This is a genomic window from Mesorhizobium australicum WSM2073 (assembly GCF_000230995.2).
In the GTDB taxonomy this organism is placed as follows: Bacteria; Pseudomonadota; Alphaproteobacteria; order Rhizobiales; family Rhizobiaceae; genus Mesorhizobium; species Mesorhizobium australicum.
On sequence record NC_019973.1, the window covers coordinates 3,154,156 to 3,176,606 of the forward strand.

Below are 22,451 nucleotides of genomic sequence, written 5' to 3' on the forward strand. Positions count from 1 at the left end.
TATCAAAATGGTATCGTCGTGAAGAATCTTTCCAACCAGCCCTGTTTGATCGCCCGCAGCCTCGGCACGATGGGTGACACGTGGAGCATGCTGATCATGCGCGATGCCCATGCGGGGCTCAGCCGTTTCGACGAATTTCGCAAGAATCTCGGCATCGCTCCGACGATGCTGACCAGCCGGTTGGCGACCTTGACTCAGGAAGGGCTGCTGGAGAAACGGCGATATTCGGAGCGGCCGCCACGGGATGAATATGTGCTGACCGAGGCCGGTCGGGATTTGCTTCCGGTGCTGTTCTCGCTCGCCGCCTGGGGCAGCAAGCACCGGGGCGGTGGCAATTTCACCCGGTTCTTCGACGCCGAGACAGGAACCGAAATCGACCCAGTCAGCATCGATCGCGGGACCGGGGCGCCGATCGGCAGTCGTCCCATACAGATCGTGACGCCCAAGCTGCCTGACGGCCCGTCGGACTGACTGGATGCGCCGGAGCGAACGGCGATAGCTGGCCGGCAAGAGAGGGAATTCAGGTGGGCCTTCCTCGGATCAGCCGCTCTTCTTCGCACCAATCCAGTCGGCGGCCACTTCGGCGAACAGCCAGTCACGGAACGCCCTGATCTTTTTCTGGCGCAGCGCGCCTTCGGGATAGACGACGTAGTAGCTGGCCGCCGATTTCAGCGCGAGATCGAAGGGCCGGACCAGCCGGCCTGCCGCGAGGTCGGCCGAGACCAGCGCGCTGCGGCCGAGCAGCACGCCTTCGCCATGCACGGCGGCCTCGACGGCGAAGGTGGCGGAATCGAAGCGCACGCCGCGTGTGGGGTCGATGCCTTCGACACCGGCCTGCTCAAGCCATGTCGCCCAGTCGATGCGAAAGGCGTCGTGGATCAGTTTGTGGTGCCTGAGGTCCGCTGGCAGATGCAGCGGATGCTCGCCTTGCAGCAGTTCCGGGCTGCAGACGGGGAAGACCTCCTCGTCGGCGAGGAACTCCGCCGTCACCCCGCTATAGCCGCCGCGGCCGTAGCGGATGGATATGTCGATGCCGTCGCTGACGAAATCGGCCAGCACGCCCGAAGTCGCCAGCCGCACGTCGATGTCGGGATTGGCGCGATGGAAACGATGCAGCCTCGGCACCAGCCAGCGGCCGGCGAAGCCGTCGGACGTGCTGACATTGAGAATGCGCGTCGAGCGGTCGGGCGTGGCGGCAATGGTGGCGGCGGCGATCTGGTCGAGCGCCTTGCCGACTTCCGCCGCATAGGCCGCGCCGACGCCCGTGAGGCGCACGGAGCGTGTGCCGCGATCGAAGAGCTGGATGCCCAGCCTGTCCTCGATGTTGCGGATGGCGCGGCTGACCGCGCCATGGGTGAGGTTGAGCTCCTCCGCGGCCTTGGAGAAACTCAAATGCCTGGCCGCCGCGTCGAAGGCGGGCAAAGCGGTGAGGGGCGGCAGTCTGCGCGGCATTGGATCGACCTGTGAGTGGTACTCACAAATCCTGCACAAAGAGTCGTTTGTCGTCCAGCCCTTAATGGCCCAATATTCAGGCGTACCAAGCATCCACACCGGCTTTCCGGTTCATCGATGCGCTGAATTGACCAGACAAGTGTGAGCAATCGTCATGCTCGCCCCACTCGGGCGACATCGGCAGGCTTGCGCCCAGTGAAACACAGGAGACGGATTATGACCTTGACCCTTCGACCCATCGGCGCCGCGATGAGCGGCCTTGCCACGCGAAGCTTGGCAGCGTTCGAGCGCCGCCGCACATTGCGCCGGATCTCCCGGCTTTCCGATCGCCGTTTGCATGACATCGGCCTCGAACGCGACTGGGATGGTTCGATCCTTGCTAACGAAATTCTGGGCAATGGGAGGGCGATATGACCAGCACCCTGATCATTGGCGCCACCGGACTGCTCGGCAGCGAGATGGCCAAGGCCAGTGCGCGCAATGGCGACAGCCTGCATGTCCTGGTCCGGCAGGCAACGTCGGCCAATGAAGCGCGGATGCGCCCGCTGAAGGATCTCGGCGCCACCGTGCATGTCGGCGATCTCGACGACTATGACAGCCTCGTGCGCGCCGTCGGCAAGGTCGACCGCGTCATCAGCTCGGTGCATGTGGGGTCGGCCAGCGAGATGACGCTGGTGCGCGCCATCAGGGATGCCGGCGTCTCCCGCTATGTGCCGTCCGCCGGCTTCGGCCTCGACTTTGCCGCCGCCGCACCTGGCTCGATCGAACCGCTCGACATCAAGCGGACCGTCTTCGACGCGGTCCGTGAGGCCGACCTGCCCTATACGGTGATCTACACCAACGGCTTCTTCTCGACCTGGGTGGCGACGCTGGGCGACCTGACGCGCTTCGGCTCGTCGCCGCTGCCGCCCGCCGAGGTGACGCTCTATGGCGAGGGCAACGTGCCGGCGACCTTCGTCAGCGAGAAGGATATCGCCGCGGTCACCATGCGCGCGCTTGACGATCCCAATGCTGTTCGCAGCGAGATACGGATCGCACAGAACAAGATCACCCAACGTGAAATGATCGAGCTGTGGCGGCAAGTGAGCGGCCGTTCGCCCCGCGTCAAGCAGATGAGCGCCGAGGAGCTGGAGGCGCTGATCGCGGCGGTTCCCGGCCTTGGATTGCTGCGCGCATTCTGGATCCGCGGCGAGACCGCGCTCGAGACGGCCACCCCGGAAGCCGGGACGCTTTATCCGGAGCTGAGGTTTGAAAGCATCGAAAGCGCTTTTGTGGCGATGGCTGGCGCGGGTGGGCATAGGTTGTGAAGGCGGCGGACATGGCTGGCGTTGCGACAGCGGTTGACCGCGCTGTCCATCCGGCCGATAGGTCCGCGCAAACAGCCGAGACGCCCGATGCCCAATCTCAAAGATGCGACCCGCGCCGCCGACAGCGCCTGGCAGGAGGATGTCCGCGCCGGCGTGCGCCATGTGCGCGACCTCGCTTCCCTGCCGCTCTCGCCGGCCGAGCGCGAAGCCGCGCAAGCCGCCGCGGCGCTTCACAAAGTGCGGGCGCCAAAGGCCTATCTCGACTTGATCGACTGGAACGATCCCGCCGATCCGATCCGGGCGCAGGTGATCCCGTCGCCTGGGGAATTGGACGAGGCTGAGGGTGAGCTTGGCGACCCGATCGCCGATCATGAATTCAGCCCGGTGCCGCGGCTGACGCATCGCCATGCGGATAGGGTACTGTTGTTCCCGACCTATCAATGCGCGGTCTATTGCCGGTTCTGCTTCCGCAAGGAATCGCTGACGTCGATCGGCCGTGGTTATACGCGCGAGGCGCTGGAGCCGGCGCTGGCCTATATATCGGACCATCCCGAAATCCGCGAAGTGATCCTGACCGGCGGCGATCCGCTGTCGCTGCCCGACAAGGCACTGGCCGAGATCCGGGCGCGCATCGAGGACATTGCCCATGTGCGGTTGCTGCGCCTCCACACGCGCGTGCCGGTGGCACTGCCGTCGCGCATCACGCCAGGGCTGGTCGCGGCGCTGCAGGGTCGGCTGATGGTGACGGTGGTCACCCACTTCAACCACGCGCGCGAGATCACCGACGCCACCGAAGTGGCCTGCCGCGCCTTGCGACAGGCCGGCTTCGTGATGCTCAACCAGAGCGTTCTGCTGAAGGGCGTCAACGATACGGTCGAAGCGCTGGAAGAGCTCTGCCGCGAGCTGATGTACCGGCTGGGGATAAAACCCTACTACCTCCACCATGGCGATCTCGCACGCGGCATGGCACACAGGCGCACCACGATCGCGCAGGGGCAGGCGCTGGTGGAAGCGCTGCGCGCGCGCCTGTCGGGCATCTGCAACCCTGTCTATGTGCTCGACCTGCCCGACGGGGGAGGGAAAGTGCCGCTTGGACCTTGCCATGTCGAGGAACAGGACGGGCAGCGCTGGCGCATACGTGGGCTGGATGGGCAGGTGAGGACCTACCGCGAGATAGTTGGCGAATAGGCGTTATTCCCGACAAAACGCCAGCACGACCACGCGCGGGGCCATGCAGTGTGCGAGGCTGACCTTGCGACCGGTCCTCGTTGTCGCGTGGCCGGTTTCGAGGTCCACGGCGATATCCTCATAGCCCAGCACCTCGCGATCCAGCGGATAAGCGGCCTTGTAAACCGCTTCCTTGGCGGCGAAAAGGATGCGGCCGGCGAGCTGCCGGTCGGCGGCGCCCATCCGGTCGGCGGGAATTGCCACGAGCGAGAAAATCTCATCGGGCAGGGGCAGCGCCGGCTCGACGTCGATGCCGAGCGAGATGATGCCGGCAACAGCCGCGACCGCCGCCACGGCCATGTCGTCGTCATGCGCGAGCGAGCCCGTTATCGCCTCGGGCCATGCGGGTGCACCGGACGGCGTGCGCAAGAGGGCGAAACCCTCGAAGCCGACATCCGCGAGCAACCGGTGCGCGAGCCAGCGCGCCGCGCCGCTGGCCCGCCGCATCGACGGCTGGCGAGCGGGGATGGAGCGTGCTTCCGGCGGCAACAGATGGGTCTCGTCGCCTTCGCGGATGATCCGGCAACCGGTGCGGACCCCGGCCGGAGCCATGGCGGCCATGGCGCGCGCCAGGGCGATTTCCTCGGACGGATCGGCGGGCGGCGTCATCGGTCGCCGGTTGGCAGAATGAGATCGGCGATCATTTCGCCGTCCTCGTCGAGCCCCTGTTCGACGAAACCGGCACTGCGATAAAGCTGCCGCGCCGCCTCGTTCTCCGGTTCGTAGCAGATCGACACATGCCTGATGTGGCCGAGCCCGTCGATTTCCTCCAGCACTTCACGCAACGCGCCCTTGCCGTAACCCCGGCCTTGCGAGGCACGGTCGATCATGAAGCGGTAGATGCGCGCCTCGTCATCGTCCCGCGGCGCCTCGTACATCAGGAACCCGACGATCTGGTCGCCTGCCATGACGGCGCGTGGCCGCGCGTCCCGATCGGATCTGGCCTCACGCAGGGAGGCTGCATTGCTGGCGACGAAATCCATCTGCTCCGGCGCCAGCTGCAATGCGGTGACCAAAGCGCGATTGGCTGGGGTCACCGGGCCGATCCGGATGTCTGCGGTGCTTCCGGATCGCTCTGCCATGTGGCCTCCGACGATATCGGGATCGAGCGTCAGGACGACGCCCTGGAGCCGTCTTCCATGACCGGCTCGACGAACCGGTGCAGCTTGGCCGGATTGCCGCGCCAGATCGAGTTGGGCTCCAACTCCTCGCCCTTCATCACGAAGGAATCGGCATCGACCATCGATCCTTTGCCCATCACCACGCCGTAATGGACAAAGGCGGAAGGTCCGAGCGTGCAGCCATCGCCGATACGGATGAAATCGGACTTGAACGCACCTTCTTCCAGCGAGTGGGCCTGGATGACGCAGCCTTCATTGAGCGTGACGTCATCGCCGATCACCACGAGGGAACGCTCGGTCAGGTTGGCGCCGCCGTCATAGACGCGCTTGCCCACCTTGACCCCAAGCATGCGCAGGATCATCGGCCGGAACGGGGTGCCGGCGAACAGGCGCACAACAGGCGAATCCGCGAGCTTCCAGTGGCGCTCGTGGCGCCAGAATGTGACGTCGTAGATCGTCGTTATCTGCGGCTTCAGCTTGCGAAAACCGAGGCTTGCCCGCTCGACGAAGATGTAGAACGGAATGGTGATCGCCGAGGTCAAAAGCACCGCCACGAAGAGGGCGATCTCAGCCCATTCGGTGTAGTAGTTCAGTGCCCGGTCCCAGATCGCAAGCGTGGCGAACAGCATGACCCATTGCGTTGCCATGAACAGGAGGATCGTCACCAGATTGTGACGGTTCTTGAGCGGGATGCGCTGACGCCGGTCTTCCTCATCGATGCCGGCGATGAGTTCCTTGTCGCGGTTCACCATGCGCGGGATTTCAAAGGGCGGCGAGCCCAGAAGGCCGACATTCTCGCGCAATGGCCCGTCGATGGGGACCATCACCTTGGTGCCGAGCAGCACGTTGTCGCCCGTGCGTCCATCCGGCGGATAGTAGATGTTGTTGCCGAGATAGTTGCGCTCGCCGATCCGGGTCGGCTCGAGCCGGAACGCGGAAGCGGACTTGTGCATGTTGATCATGAAAAGCCCGTCCGACACCATGGTCTGGGTGCCGATCTCGCACAGGAGCGGGTTTTCGTGCTGCTGGTTGGAGCCGAAATTGGAGCCCGTCTGCACCACCTTGTTGAGGTTCCAGCCGATGGCGCTCATGTAATGGACGATGGCCGAGCTATCACCGAACAGCAGCCCGAGCACGCGGGAGTTGCTCGAGAACTCGGCAACCGTCTGCAGCCAGTAGCGGAAGCCATAAAGCGTGTAGGTACGGCCGGGTTTCAGGATCAGGCTGAACAGGCGCGGCACCACCGTGGCGGCGAAAAAGGCCGCGGCGATGTAGCCGAACAGTGTGACCGTGGTGCCGATCGCCACAATGCCGATGGTCTCCTGATAGTCGTCGCCGACATTCTCCCAATAGCTGTGGAACAAAAGCGGCAGCGGGGTGACGATGGCAAACAGGCCTATCAGCTGCACGGCCTCGTAGAGGAAGCGCCGGATGCGGGGAGGATTGACGTTGCGCACCTTGCAATAGTCCGCCGTGGTCGGCACCGCGGGCGATCCATGCCAGTGTTCGCCGTCGGGGATGCTTTGCCCGTGCTGCAGCGAGGAAGAATGACCGAGCTGGCCGCCGTCGCCGATCGCGGTGTCGATGTCGAGCGTGCAGCCGACGCCGACGAAGGCGTCGCGGCCGATGGTCAGCGGCCCGGTGTGGATATAGCCGGCCTGGGCGCGATAGCCGAGGATCAGCGATTCCTTGCGCAGGATCGTTCGGTCGCCGATCGAAATCAGGTCCGTGCACACCGGCACCGCCCGGGATTCGATGACCACGTTCTTGCCGATCCTGGTTCCCAGAAGCTGCAGGTAGAGGCTGTAGAGCGGGCTTCCGCGGAACAGCACGACGGGTGCCGTGCGGATCAAGGTTTTGACCACCCAGAAGCGATAGTAGCGCAGGCCCCAGATCGGGAACGCTTCCGCCTTCCAGCGGCCCACCAGCAGCCATTTGGCGGCAATGGCGAAGCCCGACATGCCGAAGAACACGCCGGCAGAGAGCACCACGCACCTGACGTAAAGCTGCAGCGGGTCGTCGAGCGTGTCATAGACCCAGTTGAGGCCGTCATTGATCGCCCACAGCGCCACGTAGCTGTAGAGCGCGTAAAACAGCAACTGCGCCGCGCCGCAGGTCCAGTAGACGAAATTGGACGCCTGGCGGGTGAGAACGGGCTCGTTGGTGGCCGTCGTCATCTCTTCCGCCACGCTCAGGTGCTTGGCCAGGCGCGCCACCGTCGGATAGAGATAGATGTCGCGCATCGACGTCGTCGCCCATTCCTTGCGGGTGCGCACACGCGCGCAAAAATGCGCCATCAGCAACGAGTTGGCGCCGAGATCGTCGAAGAAATTGTCCTCGACGGACACATCGTCGAACTTCAGCACGGCGCATAGCGCGTCGGCCAGGAAACGCTCGTCGTCATTGCCGGGCGGCACCATGGCGCGATCGGCCGAGAGCCGGACGCTGGTTGGTTTGGGCAACTGGCGAAGGTCGACCTTGTTGGAGACCGTCATCGGGATCGCCGGCAGTTCCTCCAGATAGGAGGGCACCATGTAGTCGGGCAGCCGCCGCTTCATCGTCTGGGCAATGTCGGCGCGCGAGAAAGCCGGCTGGCCGGCCTTGGGCGCGTAATAGGCAACGAGTTCGACGCGGCCGGGCTCGATCTCCCAGGTGGTGACGGCGGCCTGCGCGATCTCGGGCTGGTCGAGCAGCACGGCCTCGATCTCGCCGAGTTCAATGCGATAGCCGCGGATCTTCACCTGGGTATCGATGCGCCCGGCATACTCGATCTCGCCGGCGTCACTGATCCGGCCAAGGTCGCCGGTGCGGTAGATGCGCTTCGACGGGTTGTTCGGCAGGCCGAGGAAATCGGCGATGAATTTCTGTTCGGTCAGGTCCGGCCGGTTGAGATAGCCGACCGCCAGCCCGATGCCGGCAATGCCGATCTCGCCCAGTTCGCCGGGTTCGGCGAGCCGCGGCAGCGAAGGGTCGAGAATGACGATCGAGTAGGTGGGCAGCGGCGCGCCGATCGTCACCGGCCGGTCCGGCGTCAATGCACCCATGGTTGCCGTGACGGTCGCCTCGGTCGGGCCATAGGTGTTGAGGATCTGCCGGCCGGGCTTCGACCAGCGCACCACCAGATTGTGCGGGCAGGCCTCGCCGCCGACCAGCAGCGTGCGCAGGCTGGGCACGTCCGATGTCATGGACGACAGAAGCGTCGGGCTGCAGGCCATGCAGGTGATGTCGTGATGGCGCAGGAAATCGGCGAGCTCTTCGCCCACGAGAGGCATCTGGCCTGGTGCCGGCACGACCGTCGCGCCGGCGACGAACGGCACCCAGATCTCCTCGGAGGAAAAGTCGAAGGCGATGGTCATGCCCTGGTAGACGCGATCGCCCGGCCGGTAGCCGTAGGATGCGGCGGCGACGCGGATGAAGTTGACGAAGCTCTGGTGGCGGATGGCGACGCCCTTCGGCCTGCCGGTGGTGCCGGACGTATAGAGGATGTAACAGATGTCTTCGACCGCCGTGGGGGCCGGCGCCTTATGCGGCTTCAGCGGCGCGTCGGATTGGGCTGATATTTCGGCGGCGGCGCTGTCGATCAACAGGTGCGGAACCGGCAGCTGGTCGGCCCGCGAAGCGTAGGTGGCGATGGTGACGACCAGGCTGACGCTGGCGTCTTCGATGATGAGCGCCATGCGCTCTTGCGGAAAGGCGGTGGCCAGCGGCACGAAGGCGGCACCCGCCTTCACCACGGCGAGCAGGGCCACATAGGTTTCCGCGGACCGGTCGAGGATGAGCCCGACACGGTGACCCGGCCGCACGCCGCGCTTGACCAGCAGGCGAGCAAATTGGTTGGCGCGCTTGTCCAGCTCCCGATAGGTCCAGGTGCGGCCCTCGGAGATCACCGCCGGCAGCGTGGCGAATGTTCCGGCGAGTTGCTCGAAGACTTTGTCGAGCCGCTCGTCCGGTTGGCCTGCCCGGGCAAAATCGGCGCCCGCCAGGACCTGGCCGTGCGCTCCGGAGGCAATTCCCGCAAGTGCATCGACGCTGTCGGAGCTGGTCTCGGGCCCTGCGCCCAATCGTGCCGCTTCCCTGTCCAGTTCGGCGATATCGATACCGTGGTCCATTTCTAAACTTTCTCGTCCTGGCAAGCCGTTACAGGCACATCTCGGTCACGCCGCCGCGCCGGCGGGCATTGCCGGCTGTGCCGTCGCTGCAATTTGATCGTTGTTCATGGAGGGGGAATGACTGAAGCTTCCAGAACGGAAGATTCCGGAATTCAGACCGGCGATCGCCGGCCGCACCCTCTTTGGCCGGGCGGTTATCACGGAATCGACCGCCCCGTCTTCACAGTTTCGGGAGCATGGGCGTAGGGCGCAAGCGCGCGCATTGCCTGGGCGCTGCCGGCGGCGAGCGACATGCCGGGCGGGGCACCCATCGATCCGTTCGAACCTCGTTGCATTGCCGTACCCAATTCCGTGCGCCTGTGTCCGTGCGCCTGCGTCCGTGCGCCTGTGTCCGTGCGCTTGTGCGGCGGCCAGATTTCCGGCCGTTGAGGGATGTTTATGCCATCCGATCTTTTCGCCAGTTTTTCCGAACTGTTGAATCTTGTTTCTGAATTGTGTCTGGGCAGCCTTCCGTATGGCCGCTTCCTGCAGTTTCAGCCCTTCCAGAAAAAATCTCATAGCGCCCAGGAATAAAGCGCGGCCCTTGCGGGTCTTCTCTGCAAGCGGGGCAATCTTGCGGTCCGCGACCCATAGAAAACGAAACAAGGATTTACCGAAATGACCAAGCTCGCTCTCAGCGTGGCTGCGATGTTGCTTGCCTCGACTTCTGCCTTTGCCGGCAGCGACCATTTCGGCGCCAATGCCCCCAACCAGCCTGGCGCCGCCGTCGACACCAATGCCACCGCCTCGATCCCCTACGCGGCACGTCCTCATGGCGTCGATACCAAGGTGACGACCGGGCCGAGCCGGCCGGCGCCCAAATCCGATGCGGACGAACCCGGCCAGGGCATCTGGGGCAACTGAGTTCACGGTCGGCGCCGGATCCCGGCGGCGCCGATCCGATCCGCGATCAGCGACGGAGGGCCAGGGGCTTGGCGCTCCGTCATTCCATTCGACCTTTCGCCTTAGCCACCACTCAACAGAGGAGATCACCATGTTCAGCATGTCACGCCGCACAGTGCTTCAATCCGCCGCCGCCGCTGCCGCCTTCGGCCTTGCCGGCAAGCTGGAATTCACCCGTCCCGCTTTCGCGCAGACGCCGGTGGAACCCACCGTCGGCTTCTACAAATACACGGTCGGCGATATCGAGGTGACCGCCGTCTATGACGGCATCTGGAAAAAGCCGCACGACCCGGCCTTCATCAAGGATGTTTCGGTCGACGATACCAAGGCAGCGCTCGCCAAGGCGGGGCTGACGACCGACTTCATGCCCATTCCGCTCACCGTAGCGGTGCTCAAGATGGGCGGCAGGCTGATCATGATGGATGCCGGCTCGGGCGTCGGCCAGTGGCAGGCCAACGCCACGCACCTGCCGGCCAACATGGCCGCCGCCGGCATCGACTACAAGGCGATCGACACTATCATGATCTCGCATTTCCACCCCGACCATGTCTGGGGCCTCATGGAGAAGGGCACCAACACGCCGGTGTTCCCAAACGCCGAGCTGATCGTCAACGCCACCGAATACAAGTGGTGGACCGACCCGAGCAGGCTGGCGAAGCTGCCCGAGGGCCGCAAGCCGGCGGGCAAGCGCATCGCCGAAAACTTCCCGAAATGGAAGAACTGGAAGCTGGTCGAGGACGGCGCCGAGGTCGCGCCCGGCATCCAGATCATCGCCGCCCCCGGCCACACGCCCGGCCATTCGGTGTACCTCGCCAATTCCGGCAAGGAACAACTGATGATCTCGGCCGACACAATGTATGTGCCGGCGCTTCTCGCACCGCATCCGGAATGGCAGGGCGCCTATGACCAGGATGGGCCGACGGCGATCGCCACGCGCCACAAGATCATCGACCGGGTGATCGCGGACAACATCCGCATTTCCGGTTCGCACTTCCCGTTCCCGGGCACCGGCGTCTTCGTCAAGGACGGCAATGCCTACGGCTTCACGCCTGTCGAAATCTGAGCACCAGCTCCCAACCCAAGCGAGACAGACAATGAAACAATCTTTTTTGGGCAAGCACGCCCTGTTCGGCCTGCTCGGCGCCATTGCCGTGCTGACCGTGGTTCCCGTCGCAACCATCATCCCAGCCTATGCGGTCGACGACATCGAGGGCGCCGACGCGCCCGACCTCACCGCCGTCAAGGCCAAGATCGACGCCAAGGATTACAAGGGCGCGCTGGCGGACCTGCGCGACCTCGCGCAGGACAACCAGCAGGCCGACGTCTACAATTTGCTCGGCTTCACGCTGCGCAAGACCGGCGACTTCACCACCGCGCTGACCTACTACAACAAGGCGCTGGAGCTGAAACCCGACCACAAGGCCGCCCGCGAATATCTGGGCGAGCTCTACGTCGAAACCGGCGACATGGCCAAGGCCGATGAGCAACTGGCCTCGCTGCAGAAACTGTGCCCGACCGGCTGCGAGGAGCTTTCCGACCTGCGGAAAGCCATCGATACCAAGGTGACGAAGTAAGTTCCCCCTCACCCGGATTGCCAAGATCGAATTGCGAAAAGCAATTCGGGGCAATCCGACCTCTCCCCGAGGGGAGAGGAGGCGCCGCCTTTCTCTTCTCCCCGCTGGGGAGAGGTGGCCGCGAAGCGGCCGGATGAGGGGCTTGGCGCTGACCCACCAAAGTTCGGGCGCTCGTGGCTGGCGCCCATTGCCGGAGCCGGCGCCTCTCCCTCGAGCCGGCTCCGGCCCTTTCAAGCATCACATTCGGCAGGCGCCGTCCCCGCGCGGCCTTGCACGGTGTCAAAATATCGGAGGCTGACCATGATCCTGAACGAACGCGCCGCGAAGCTGCACGCCCTCGCCACCAAACTCTATGTCAGGGATCTGACCCTGCTTGTCGGGCGCCTGCTCATGTCCTTCATCTTCCTGCATGAGGGGGTGACACTGGCCACCCATTTCGACGGCGCCGCCAAGGCGGTGGCCGCGCAAGGCGTCGGTCTGCCGCTGTTTGTCGCCACCATCGCGTTGCAACTGGGGGCAGGGCTCTCGGTGGCAACGGGCGTGCTGACGCGGCTGGGGGCGATCGGCCTCGGCCTCTTCTGCCTGGCAACGGCCACACTGTTCCACACCAACTTCGCCAGCCAGAGCGAGCTGCTGAATTTCGAAAAGGATCTGGCGATCGCCGGCGGCATGTTCGTTCTGGCCGTAGCCGGCGCCGGCCGGATCTCGCTGGATTGGCTGCTGGCCTGCACTCTGCAGCAGCGCCAGCGCGATCGGGAAACGGTGGCGTCGCTGCTGGCGGTCGAGAACCAGTTTTCCCAGAGGTGAGGCTGCCGGTCTGAGGAGGAGCTGAGCGCGCGCGACCCGTTCAAGCGCCTGCGACACGTACTTTGCTGGAACCAGCCTTGATGCTCCGCATTCTATAAGCAGGGGCTGAAGGAGCGTGACGTGAAAGCGATTTTGGCATTGGTCGGCGGCTTTGTCTTGACCCTTGCGGTCTTCGGCAGCGGGCTGGGCTTTGCCGCCTGGTTGCTCGCCGCCAAGCCCGCGCATGAGGCAAGGCCGACCGTCAGCGTGGCGGAACTGTGGACCAGGGACGCGCGGCCGGTGAACAAGGCGGCGCAAAATCTGCAACGCTTGCCGGCCGACCAGCCCGCGCCGCCCGATATCGCCGTCAAGCCGCGGGCACCCGATCCGGCCGCGACCGGATCGATCGCGCCGGCGGCTGAAGCCGACGCGCTGCCGGCGTCCCATGTCAGTTGGTGCGCGAACCGCTACCGCTCCTACAATCCGGATGACAACAGCTACATGTCCTATAGCGGGCAGCAGCGCCCCTGCGTCTCGCCCTATCTCGACGCCGGCGACGACCAGGGCGCGCAGCCATCGGCAGCCGTCAGCTATGTCGAGGGCGGTGTCGCCCCGGCGGTCGCGACGACGGCGCTTTCCGCCGACCATGTCGATTCCTGCTTCAGCCGCTACCGCTCCTACAGGCCCGACGACAACAGCTATCAGCCATATTCCGGCGGACCCAGGCGCCAGTGCGAGTAGCCGCCGTTGCCGTGCAGGCCTGGCTGAAGGGTTGCATCTTGTCGTCCCGACGATCACGCAGATTTTTTGGATCGTTCGCACCGGCGCGGCGTTCATGCCTCACATGAGTGGAGGAATGACATGAGCGACGACCGCGACGACAAGATCAGGAACCGCGCCTACGAGATCTGGCAACGCGAAGGCGGCGGCCATGGCGACCATGAGCGGCACTGGAGCCGGGCCGAGATGGAGATCGACAGGGAAGCCGCCCTGCCGCTGACGGCGGATGACGCGCTGCCACAAACCGGCGAGATCGCGAGCTCCGACGTTCTGACGGTGGAGGAACTGGCGATCCGCGCGGGCATATCGGGCGAGGAGGCGCAGGAGCTGATCGACCGTCTCGGCACCGACCGCGCCGCGATCGAGCAAGCCGCGCGCAGCCTCAAGCCAAAGCGCGGGCGCTGAACGCGCGAGCCTTTCGAAACAACGCGTTGGTGCAACTCGATGACAAGATGATTCATCGAGCCACCGAGCGCAAAACCATGATCGCCCCGAAGCCGGCGCTCTCTTGGAGCGCTATCCCTGGTCATCTCCGACAATGTCGGAACCCTTGGCCGCCTCGGAGGTTCACCCTGTCCCACCGCAAAGGAGATGCACTCATGGACCACGCCAATCACGTAAGGCTCAGCCGCGCCGAACTGACCCCGGATACGCTTGAAGGCGCGACCATCTACGGCCCCAACGACGAGAAGATCGGCTCCGTCGACCATATGCATGGCAGCAGCCAGGTCGTCATCGACGTCGGCGGCTTCCTCGGCATCGGCGCCAAGCCGGTCGCCGTCGCCGCCAACGAACTCGATTTCATGCGCGACGAGGACGGCGACGTTCACGCCGTGACCAGCTGGACCAAGGACCAGCTGAAAGCCATGCCCGAACACCGCGACTGACAATAGGAAGGGCTCGGCGATCGCCGGGCCCTTCGTCCTTTCTGAGGAGAGACCAATGATCAGGAAGCTGAAACACGGAAAATATCGGCTTTATTCAAGGAAAAAGGACGAGAAGACGGGCAAGCGGCGAAATCTGGGCACGTTCGACAGCCGCGAAGCGGCGGAGAAGCACGAAAGGGAAGTGCAGTATTTCAAGCGGCATTGATGAGGATCGCAGTGCGCAGCGGTACACAGAGGCCGAGACCGCTGTAGGCCAACCGGCCTTCTTCGTCCTCCTAGGGGGCCAGCAAAGCGCGGCGGACCTTTCAGCCGCGCTTGCAAGCCATATGGAACCAAATACGCGGCCACGCGTTAAGGGCTTCGGCCCGATCCGGCCGGGGGTTCGCGTGGAGGGGTTTTTGGGCGCATCTCGGTTACCAAAAGAACAACTGGACTCTCGACAAATCCTTAGCGCTCTCAAAGCTTTTCGAAACGGCGATTTCTCCGTCCGCATCGAAAACGTCTATGATGGGCTGAGTGGCGAGATTGCAGACACGTTCAATCAAATCGTCGAACTCAATGACCAGGTGACGCGGGAATTCGCGCGGCTCAGCCGGGTGGTCGGCAAGGACGGGCGCATCAGCGAGCGCGGCCATGTCAGGAACGCCAAAGGTAGCTGGGAATCGAGCGTCCGATCGGTCAACGACCTGATCGAGGACATGGTGCAACCGACCGCCGAGGTGGCCCGGGTCATCGGCGCCGTCGCCAAGGGCGATCTGTCCCAGACCATGATGGTGGAGATCGACGGCAGGCCGCTGCGCGGCGAATTCCTGCGGATCGGCAAGATCGTCAACACAATGGTCGAGCAACTCGCCTCGTTCACTTCGGAGGTGACGCGCGTGGCGCGCGAGGTCGGCACCGAGGGCAAGCTAGGCGGTCAGGCCCGGGTCAAGGGGGTGGCGGGCACCTGGAAGGATCTGACCGACAATGTGAACGCGATGGCGACCAACCTGACGAGCCAGGTGCGCAACATCGCGGAGGTGACCACCGCAGTCGCTTCGGGCGATTTGTCGAAGAAGATCACCGTCGACGTGAAGGGCGAGATCCTGGAGCTGAAGTCGACCATCAACACCATGGTCGACCAGCTCAACTCGTTTGCCGGCGAGGTGACGCGCGTCGCGCGCGAAGTCGGCACCGAAGGAAAGCTCGGCGGCCAAGCCCGCGTCGAGGGCGTCGGTGGCACCTGGAAGGACCTGACGGACAGCGTGAACCTGATGGCCGCCAATTTGACCGGCCAGGTCCGCAATATCGCCGATGTGACGACCGCGGTCGCGCTCGGCGACCTGTCGAAGAAGATCACCGTCGACGTGAAGGGAGAGATTCTGGAGCTGAAGTCCACCATCAATACGATGGTCGACCAGCTCAACTCATTTGCCGGCGAGGTGACGCGCGTTGCACGCGAGGTCGGCACGGAGGGAAAGCTCGGCGGGCAGGCGCAGGTGCGGGGTGTCGCCGGAACCTGGAAAGATTTGACCGATAACGTCAATTCAATGGCGGCCAACCTGACCGGCCAGGTGCGCAACATCGCCGAAGTGACCACCGCGGTGGCTCTTGGCGATCTGTCGAAGAAGATCACGGTCGACGTGAAGGGCGAGATCCTGGAGCTTAAGAACACCATCAACACGATGGTGGACCAGCTGAATTCCTTCGCCTCGGAAGTGACGCGCGTCGCGCGCGAAGTCGGCACCGAGGGAAAGCTCGGCGGTCAGGCGGAAGTCCGTGGCGTCGGAGGCACCTGGAAAGACCTGACCGACAACGTCAATCTGATGGCCGCCAATCTCACCGGCCAGGTGCGCAACATCGCCGATGTGACGACGGCCGTCGCGCGGGGTGATCTCTCGAAGAAGATCACGGTCGACGTGAAGGGCGAAATCCTCGAGCTCAAGAACACCGTCAACACGATGGTGGACCAGCTCAACTCATTCGCCTCCGAAGTCACGCGCGTTGCCCGCGAAGTGGGCTCGGAGGGAAAACTCGGCGGCCAGGCCCATGTCGAGGGGGTCGGCGGCACCTGGAAGGACCTGACCGACAACGTCAACGCCATGGCCGGCAACCTGACCGTGCAGTTGCGCGATGTCTCCAAGGTCGCGACCGCGATCGCGACCGGCGATCTCACCCAGAAAATCACCGTCGATGCGCTGGGAGAGATTCTGCAGATCAAGGACGTCATCAACACGATGGTGGACCAGCTGAACTCCTTCGCATCCGAGGTGACGCGCGTGGCCCGCGAAGTGGGGTCGGACGGCAAGCTTGGCGGCCAGGCACAGGTCCGCGGTGTCGCCGGCACGTGGAAGGACCTGACGGATAACGTCAACGCCATGGCCGCCAATCTGACGGGCCAGGTCCGCAACATCGCGGAAGTGACGACCGCCGTTGCGCTGGGCGACCTGTCGAAAAAGATCACGGTCGACGTTCGCGGCGAAATTCTCGAGCTCAAGGACACCATCAACACGATGGTGGATCAGCTCAACTCTTTCGCCTCGGAAGTGACGCGTGTCGCGCGCGAAGTCGGCACCGAGGGGAAGCTTGGCGGCCAGGCACAGGTGCGCGGCGTCGCCGGCACCTGGAAGGACCTGACCGACAACGTCAATTCGATGGCCGAGAATCTGACCGGCCAGGTGCGCAACATCGCCGATGTGACGACCGCGGTGGCGCGAGGCGATCTGTCGAAGAAGATCACCGTCGACGTCAAGGGCGAGATCCTGGAGCTGAAGTCCACCATCAACACCATGGTCGACCAGCTCAACTCATTCGCGGGCGAGGTGACGCGCGTGGCGCGCGAAGTCGGCACGGAGGGAAAGCTCGGCGGCCAGGCACAGGTCGAGGGCGTGGCGGGCACCTGGAAGGACCTGACCGACAACGTCAACCTCATGGCGACCAACCTGACCAACCAGGTGCGCGGCATCGCCGATGTCGTCACCGCCGTGGCGCAGGGCAATCTCAAGCGCAAACTCGCCGTCGATGCCAAGGGCGAGATCGCGTCCCTGGCGGACACCATCAACGGCATGATCGAAACGCTGGCCACCTTCGCCGATCAGGTGACCAACGTCGCCCGCGAGGTCGGCATCGAGGGCAAGCTCGGCGGCCAAGCGAGGGTGCCTGGCGCCGCCGGCCTGTGGCGCGACCTGACCGACAACGTCAATCAGCTGGCGGCGAACCTGACCACACAGGTGCGGGCCATCGCCGAGGTGTCGACCGCGGTCACCAAGGGCGATCTTACGCGTTCCATCAGCGTCCAGGCTTCCGGGGAGGTCGCGGCGCTCAAGGACAACATCAACGAGATGATCCGCAACCTGAAGGATCAGACGCTCAAGAATGCCGAGCAGGATTGGCTGAAGACCAACCTCGCGCGGTTCTCGCGCATGCTGCAGGGCGAGCGCGATCTGGCCACGGTGTCGCGCATGATCATAATCGGAACTCGCGCCGCTGGTGAACGCGCAGTATGGTGTTTTCTACGTGACCAATCGCGACGAGGAAGAATCTTATCTGGAACTGGCCGCGTCCTACGCCGCCGAGGGCAAAGCCAAGATCCGCCAGCGTGTGGACTTTCGGGAAGGCCTGATCGGTCAAAGCGCGGCCGACAAACGGGCGATCATGCTCGACGAGGTTCCCTCGAGCTTCCTGCGCATCAGCTCGGGCCTCGGTGAAGCGCCGCCGGCCAGCGCCATCGTTCTGCCGGCATTGTTCGAGGAAGAGGTCAAGGCGGTCATCGAACTCGCTTCGTTCAGCCGCTTCAGCGACACGCATCGCCTGTTCCTCGAGCAATTGATGGAGTCGGTCGGCATCGTGCTCAACACGATCGCCGCGACCATGCGCACGGAAGGGCTTCTCAAGCAGTCCCAGCTTCTGACGTCCGAACTGCAGTCGCGCCAGACCGAGCTCACCAAGAAACAGGAAGAGCTTCACGCCACCAACGAGGAATTGCAAGAGAAGGCGCAGCTTCTCGAGAACGAGAAAAAGCAGGTCGAGAACAAGAATCTCGAGATCGAAATGGCTAGACGCGCACTTGAGGAGAAGGCGGAACAGCTGGCGCTGACGTCCAAGTACAAGTCCGAATTCCTGGCCAATATGAGCCACGAGCTGAGAACGCCGCTGAACTCGCTGCTGATCCTGTCCAACCTGCTCGCGACCAACCAGCAGGGCAACCTGAACGACAAGCAGATCGAGTTCGCTCGCACGATCAACTCGGCGGGCACGGATCTGCTCAGCCTCATCAACGACATACTCGATCTTTCGAAAATCGAATCCGGCACGGTTTCGATCGAGCTCAACGACATGCCGCTCGCACATCTGCGCCAGCATATGGAGCGAACCTTCCGGCAGCTTGCGGCCGACAAGGGGCTTGGGTTTACGATCAAGATCGATCAGATCCTGCCCGAGACGATCCGTACGGACGAAAAACGGCTGCAGCAGATCGTCCTCAACCTTTTGTCCAACGCCTTCAAGTTTACCTCCCAAGGCGACGTGACGCTCAGCATCCATGCCGAGCGGACCGGCCGCGGAAACGGCGCGGCTGCACTGCCGCAAGCGCTGGCCATCGCCGTCACCGACACGGGCATCGGCATTCCGGAGGACAAGCAAAAGCTGATCTTCGAGGCGTTCCAACAAGCCGACGGCACCACCAGCCGCAAATATGGCGGCACTGGTCTCGGCCTCTCGATCAGCCGGGAAATCGCCCGCCTGCTCGGCGGCGAGTTGCGTGTCGAAAGCCAGCCTGGAACGGGATCGACCTTCACGCTTGTCATTCCCTTCGACGGCCCGCGCAGCAGCAGTCTTGCACCGCAGATCGAGCTTTCGCCGGCCGCCGTTTCCGTTGCGGCCAGCAGCACGACAGGAACGCCGGAACTCGCCGACGACCGTGATGCGATCGATCCATCGGACAGGGTGGTGCTGATCGTGGAGGACGACCCCACTTTTGGCGGGCTGCTGCTTGGTCTTGCGCGATCGGCCGGATTGAAAGGCGTGCTCTCCACGGCCGGCTCGGGAACGCTGGCGCTTACGCGCAAGCTCATGCCCGATGCGATCACGTTGGATCTCGGCCTTTCGGACATTGATGGCTGGGTGCTTTTCGACCTTTTACGGCACGATCCGAAGACCAGGAACATACCCATCCACGTTATCTCCGGCGCCGAAGACATCGAGCTCCTCACGCGCCGAGGCGCCGCAAGCGTTTCCAGCAAGCCGGTGTCCGCCGGCGAACTTTCGCGTGTCTTCGACGACATTCAGTCGAGGACGCTCAGGACGCAACGCAATGTGCTGGTCGCGGATCCGGATCCCGAGCGTCGCCTGGCGCTGGTGGAAGCCATTCGCGACGGCGTCACGTCGGTCACCGCCATCGGCCGCGTCGCGGCTAATGCTGACGGGGGTGGTATTGCCGGATATGACGCCGTCGTGTTCGGTTTTGGCCGTTCGGCCAAGGACAACGCCCAGATGCTCGATGAGATCATGTCCCAGTTCGGCGATTTTGTCCCGCGCCTGCTCTTCTTCACGCCCCATCCGGACGCCTTTCAACAGCAGATCGCCTTGCATCCGCCGCTCAGCGATGTTCCACGTGCCGACAACTTTGCCCAGCTTGGCTTGTTGATGTCCGCCGCCCTTCCAGGCGATAGGCCCGACAAGGAAATCCTGGCTTCCGAGCAACTCGACAACGCCGATCTGGCCGGAGCCAAGGTTCTGATCGTCGACGACGACATTCGCAACATCTATTCGCTGACCAGCGTGCTGGAGACCTACGGTATCGAGGTGCAGCATGCCGAGCGGGGGCGGGACGGCATAGCCATGCTTGAAGAGGCGCCGGACGTCGACGTCGCCCTGATCGACATCATGATGCCCGAGATGGACGGGTACGAGACAATGCGCCGGATACGCTCCCAGCCGGAAATCGCGCACATTCCGCTGATTTCCGTCACAGCCAAGGCGATGAAAGGAGATCGCCAGAAATGTCTGGACGCCGGCGCGTCCGACTACATCGCCAAGCCCGTCGACCTCGACCTGCTCCTCGCCCTACTGCGGGTTTGGGTCGGTCGCTCGCGCTCGCGAGCGGGGACATCGCGGGCAGACGGCGACGACCGCAATCTGATCGCGCCCCGGCGGATTTAGCCAATGGCGGCGATGGAAGCAGAAAGCAGCGAACCGTTCGAAAAGCTGGGGCCGGTTCGCGTTCTGGCTGTCGACGACGACGCGCGAAATCTCCTTGCCATTGAGGAGGCACTTGACGGGGTCGGGCAGGTGATTTGCGCCCAGTCGGGCGACGAGGCGCTGCGCTTTCTGCTCAAGGACGACTTCGCCGTCATTCTGCTGGATGTGCTGATGCCCGGTCTCGACGGCTACGAAACCGCTTCGCTGATCCGGAGGCGCGAACGTTCGAACGCCACGCCGATCATCTTCCTGACCGCCATCAACAAGGAAGAAGCACATATGTTGCGCGGCTATGACGCCGGCGCGGTGGATTATCTGTTCAAGCCATTCGACCCGTCGATGCTGCGGTCCAAGGTCATGGTCTTCGTCGATCTCTATGAAAAGACGAGGGAAATCGAACGGAATGCTGCCAGGGAGCAACTGCTGCTTGAGCGAGCGCTGAAGGCGACCTCCGACAAGCTCGACGCCGAGCGGGCGCTGCGGCATTCCGAGGCCCGGCAGGAGGCGATCCTCGCTTCGCTGCCGATCTGTTTTCACGCCCGCGCGGCCGAGGCGCCATTCGCCGCAAGCTATGTTTCCAAGGGGGTCGAGCGGTTGACGGGATTTTCTCCGGACCGGTTCATGGCGGATCCAGATTTCGGCATCAGCCGGGTCCATCCGGCTGATAGGGACGCGGTGACAAGATCGCTTTCGGCCGCCCACGAGACCGGCTCTTATGCGTGCGAGTTCCGCTGGCGATGCGCCAATGAGGAATACCGGATATTCCTCGACCAGGGAGTGGTCGCCAGGGATGGCGCCGGGCTCGAACTGCTGGGCACCATGCAGGACATCACCGAGCAGCGCCATCTGGAAAGTCAATTGCTGCAATCGCAGCGGCTCGATGCGATCGGCAAGCTGACCGGCGGACTTGCCCACGATTTCAACAATCTGCTTGCGGCGATCCTCTCCGGGCTGAGCCTGCTCGAAAGGCAAGTGAGCCTCGACGGCAAGGCGGCCCAGGTTCTCGACATGACGCGCCGCTCCGCTTCCCAAGGCAAGGACCTCATCCAGCGCATGCTCGCCTTTTCAAGGCGCCAGGATCTGAAACCGGTTGCCGTGCGGATGTCGAGCCTGGGAGACACGATGACCGGCCTTGTGGCGCCGATCCTGGGCGGCCTGGTGCGCTTCGACTGGCATGTCGGTGACGACATATGGCCGGTGCATGCGGACCCGGCGCAGCTTGAGCTTGCTTTGATGAACCTGGTCTTCAATGCCCACGACGCGATGCCTTCCGGCGGGACAATCTGCGTCAAGGCCCACAATCGCAGCGTCGGCCACACCGGCCAGGGGCTTGCCGCGGGCGACTATGTCAGGCTTGCGGTCGAGGACACCGGGACAGGTATCGCCGCGGATGTCATCAGCAAGGTGATCGAGCCGTTCTTCACGACAAAGCCGATCGGGAAGGGCACGGGTCTGGGCCTCAGCACTGTCTATGGTTTCGCCAAGCAATCGGGTGGCACGCTCAGGATTGACAGCGAGCTTGGTCACGGCACCACCATGGAGCTCTGGCTGCCCCGTTCACGCGAGGCGCAAGACGTCACCGCCAGGGATGAGCCCGTTTTCGAAGCCAGTGCCGCGAACGATGCCGGCACGGACCTCCCGACGGCGGTTGAGGATCAGTTGCCGACTGTTCTGCTCATCGACGACAGTCAATCCCTGCGGGAGTTGACGGCGATGTCGCTGCGGCAATCGGGTTTCGACGTGACGGCGTTTTCCGGCGGCGCCCAGGCACTGGCCGCCATCGAAAAGGAACCGGACCGTTTCGACGTCATCGTAACCGACTTCGCCATGCCGCTCATTTCGGGCATCGACGTCATCCGCTTCGCCCGAAGCCTGCGCGCGGATTGGCCGGCACTCATCGTCACGGGCTACGCCGATGCCGAGAAGATCTCGGACCGCCCTCACGACGTGGCGTTGATCAGCAAGCCCTTCGAAGATGCCCATTTGGTAGCAGCCATTCGATCAGCTTCGCGCCGCCGCTGAAGGCCGTGGTTCGGGGGAGCCGCGCTTGTCGTCGGTCTCCGCAGGCGCTTAGCCGACCTCCCAATTT

Annotated in this window: 17 protein-coding genes and 1 pseudogene; 14 read left to right on the forward strand and 4 right to left on the reverse strand. The window is 63.9% G+C overall.

Going from position 1 to position 22,451, the window contains the following annotated elements:
* Positions 1-18 precede the first annotated feature (18 nt).
* Complete coding sequence (locus MESAU_RS15125; protein WP_015316902.1) at positions 19-471, forward strand: winged helix-turn-helix transcriptional regulator; 453 nt, start codon at positions 19-21, stop codon at positions 469-471.
* Between the two features lie 69 nt (positions 472-540).
* On the opposite strand, the gene MESAU_RS15130 is transcribed toward MESAU_RS15125, so the two are convergent.
* A complete protein-coding gene (locus MESAU_RS15130) occupies positions 541-1,452 on the reverse strand; it encodes a transcriptional regulator GcvA (RefSeq protein ID WP_015316903.1) in 912 nt (303 codons plus the stop codon).
* A gap of 216 nt (positions 1,453-1,668) precedes the next feature.
* Here MESAU_RS15130 and MESAU_RS15135 point away from each other — a divergent pair, with 216 nt between their 5' ends.
* The 3 genes from MESAU_RS15135 (at position 1,669) to MESAU_RS15145 (ending at position 3,947) form a co-directional block, all read left to right on the forward strand.
* On the forward strand, positions 1,669-1,866 hold the full coding sequence (locus tag MESAU_RS15135) for a YjiS-like domain-containing protein (RefSeq protein WP_015316904.1): 198 nt from the start codon (positions 1,669-1,671) through the stop codon (positions 1,864-1,866).
* Entirely contained in the window at positions 1,863-2,759 is an 897-nt protein-coding gene (locus MESAU_RS15140) for an NmrA family NAD(P)-binding protein (protein WP_015316905.1), read from the forward strand. Before MESAU_RS15135 ends, MESAU_RS15140 begins: the two co-directional genes overlap by 4 nt.
* A gap of 87 nt (positions 2,760-2,846) precedes the next feature.
* Positions 2,847-3,947, forward strand: a complete 1,101-nt coding sequence (locus tag MESAU_RS15145; protein WP_015316906.1) for a KamA family radical SAM protein — start codon at positions 2,847-2,849, stop codon at positions 3,945-3,947.
* Positions 3,948-3,950: 3 nt separating this feature from the next.
* On the opposite strand, the gene MESAU_RS15150 is transcribed toward MESAU_RS15145, so the two are convergent.
* The 3 genes from MESAU_RS15150 to MESAU_RS15160 are packed head-to-tail and all read right to left on the reverse strand — an operon-like array spanning position 3,951 to position 9,216.
* Entirely contained in the window at positions 3,951-4,595 is a 645-nt protein-coding gene (locus MESAU_RS15150) for a 4'-phosphopantetheinyl transferase family protein (RefSeq protein ID WP_015316907.1), read from the reverse strand.
* A complete protein-coding gene (locus MESAU_RS15155; protein ID WP_015316908.1) occupies positions 4,592-5,068 on the reverse strand; it encodes a GNAT family N-acetyltransferase in 477 nt (158 codons plus the stop codon). Before MESAU_RS15155 ends, MESAU_RS15150 begins: the two co-directional genes overlap by 4 nt.
* A gap of 29 nt (positions 5,069-5,097) precedes the next feature.
* Entirely contained in the window at positions 5,098-9,216 is a 4,119-nt protein-coding gene (locus MESAU_RS15160) for a Pls/PosA family non-ribosomal peptide synthetase (protein ID WP_015316909.1), read from the reverse strand.
* A 657-nt stretch (positions 9,217-9,873) separates the two neighbouring features.
* On the opposite strand from MESAU_RS15160, the gene MESAU_RS15165 reads away from it, so the two are divergent.
* From MESAU_RS15165 to MESAU_RS15205, 10 genes and pseudogenes are all read left to right on the forward strand, one after another.
* Positions 9,874-10,119, forward strand: coding sequence for a DUF680 domain-containing protein (locus tag MESAU_RS15165; RefSeq protein WP_015316910.1), 246 nt, complete (start codon positions 9,874-9,876; stop codon positions 10,117-10,119).
* A gap of 130 nt (positions 10,120-10,249) precedes the next feature.
* Entirely contained in the window at positions 10,250-11,221 is a 972-nt protein-coding gene (locus MESAU_RS15170; RefSeq protein WP_015316911.1) for an MBL fold metallo-hydrolase, read from the forward strand.
* A gap of 31 nt (positions 11,222-11,252) precedes the next feature.
* A complete protein-coding gene (locus MESAU_RS15175; protein WP_015316912.1) occupies positions 11,253-11,732 on the forward strand; it encodes a tetratricopeptide repeat protein in 480 nt (159 codons plus the stop codon).
* Between the two features lie 300 nt (positions 11,733-12,032).
* Positions 12,033-12,539: a DoxX family protein gene (locus MESAU_RS15180; protein WP_015316913.1), complete on the forward strand. Its 507-nt coding sequence runs from the start codon at positions 12,033-12,035 to the stop codon at positions 12,537-12,539.
* A 120-nt stretch (positions 12,540-12,659) separates the two neighbouring features.
* Complete coding sequence (locus MESAU_RS15185) at positions 12,660-13,259, forward strand: BA14K family protein (protein ID WP_015316914.1); 600 nt, start codon at positions 12,660-12,662, stop codon at positions 13,257-13,259.
* Between the two features lie 120 nt (positions 13,260-13,379).
* Positions 13,380-13,703, forward strand: coding sequence for a DUF2934 domain-containing protein (locus MESAU_RS15190; protein WP_015316915.1), 324 nt, complete (start codon positions 13,380-13,382; stop codon positions 13,701-13,703).
* A 194-nt stretch (positions 13,704-13,897) separates the two neighbouring features.
* On the forward strand, positions 13,898-14,185 hold the full coding sequence (locus MESAU_RS15195) for a hypothetical protein (RefSeq protein WP_015316916.1): 288 nt from the start codon (positions 13,898-13,900) through the stop codon (positions 14,183-14,185).
* Between the two features lie 55 nt (positions 14,186-14,240).
* Positions 14,241-14,390 (forward strand): hypothetical protein, encoded by a 150-nt coding sequence (locus MESAU_RS30945; RefSeq protein WP_015316917.1) that lies wholly within the window; start codon positions 14,241-14,243, stop codon positions 14,388-14,390.
* A gap of 181 nt (positions 14,391-14,571) precedes the next feature.
* A pseudogene (locus MESAU_RS15200) lies at positions 14,572-20,323 on the forward strand (HAMP domain-containing protein).
* 3 nt (positions 20,324-20,326) lie between these two features.
* Positions 20,327-22,384, forward strand: coding sequence for a response regulator (locus MESAU_RS15205; RefSeq protein WP_015316920.1), 2,058 nt, complete (start codon positions 20,327-20,329; stop codon positions 22,382-22,384).
* The last annotated feature ends 67 nt before the right edge of the window (positions 22,385-22,451 follow it).

Coding starts and splice junctions, on each gene's coding strand:
- MESAU_RS15130 (WP_015316903.1), bottom strand. CDS start 1,452: ATGCCGCGCAGACTGCCGCCCCTCACCGCTTTGCCCGCCTTCGACGCG.
- MESAU_RS15135 (WP_015316904.1), top strand. CDS start 1,669: ATGACCTTGACCCTTCGACCCATCGGCGCCGCGATGAGCGGCCTTGCC.
- MESAU_RS15140 (WP_015316905.1), top strand. CDS start 1,863: ATGACCAGCACCCTGATCATTGGCGCCACCGGACTGCTCGGCAGCGAG.
- MESAU_RS15145 (WP_015316906.1), top strand. CDS start 2,847: ATGCCCAATCTCAAAGATGCGACCCGCGCCGCCGACAGCGCCTGGCAG.
- MESAU_RS15150 (WP_015316907.1), bottom strand. CDS start 4,595: ATGACGCCGCCCGCCGATCCGTCCGAGGAAATCGCCCTGGCGCGCGCC.
- MESAU_RS15155 (WP_015316908.1), bottom strand. CDS start 5,068: ATGGCAGAGCGATCCGGAAGCACCGCAGACATCCGGATCGGCCCGGTG.
- MESAU_RS15160 (WP_015316909.1), bottom strand. CDS start 9,216: ATGGACCACGGTATCGATATCGCCGAACTGGACAGGGAAGCGGCACGA.
- MESAU_RS15165 (WP_015316910.1), top strand. CDS start 9,874: ATGACCAAGCTCGCTCTCAGCGTGGCTGCGATGTTGCTTGCCTCGACT.
- MESAU_RS15170 (WP_015316911.1), top strand. CDS start 10,250: ATGTTCAGCATGTCACGCCGCACAGTGCTTCAATCCGCCGCCGCCGCT.
- MESAU_RS15175 (WP_015316912.1), top strand. CDS start 11,253: ATGAAACAATCTTTTTTGGGCAAGCACGCCCTGTTCGGCCTGCTCGGC.
- MESAU_RS15180 (WP_015316913.1), top strand. CDS start 12,033: ATGATCCTGAACGAACGCGCCGCGAAGCTGCACGCCCTCGCCACCAAA.
- MESAU_RS15190 (WP_015316915.1), top strand. CDS start 13,380: ATGAGCGACGACCGCGACGACAAGATCAGGAACCGCGCCTACGAGATC.
- MESAU_RS15195 (WP_015316916.1), top strand. CDS start 13,898: ATGGACCACGCCAATCACGTAAGGCTCAGCCGCGCCGAACTGACCCCG.
- MESAU_RS30945 (WP_015316917.1), top strand. CDS start 14,241: ATGATCAGGAAGCTGAAACACGGAAAATATCGGCTTTATTCAAGGAAA.
- MESAU_RS15205 (WP_015316920.1), top strand. CDS start 20,327: ATGGCGGCGATGGAAGCAGAAAGCAGCGAACCGTTCGAAAAGCTGGGG.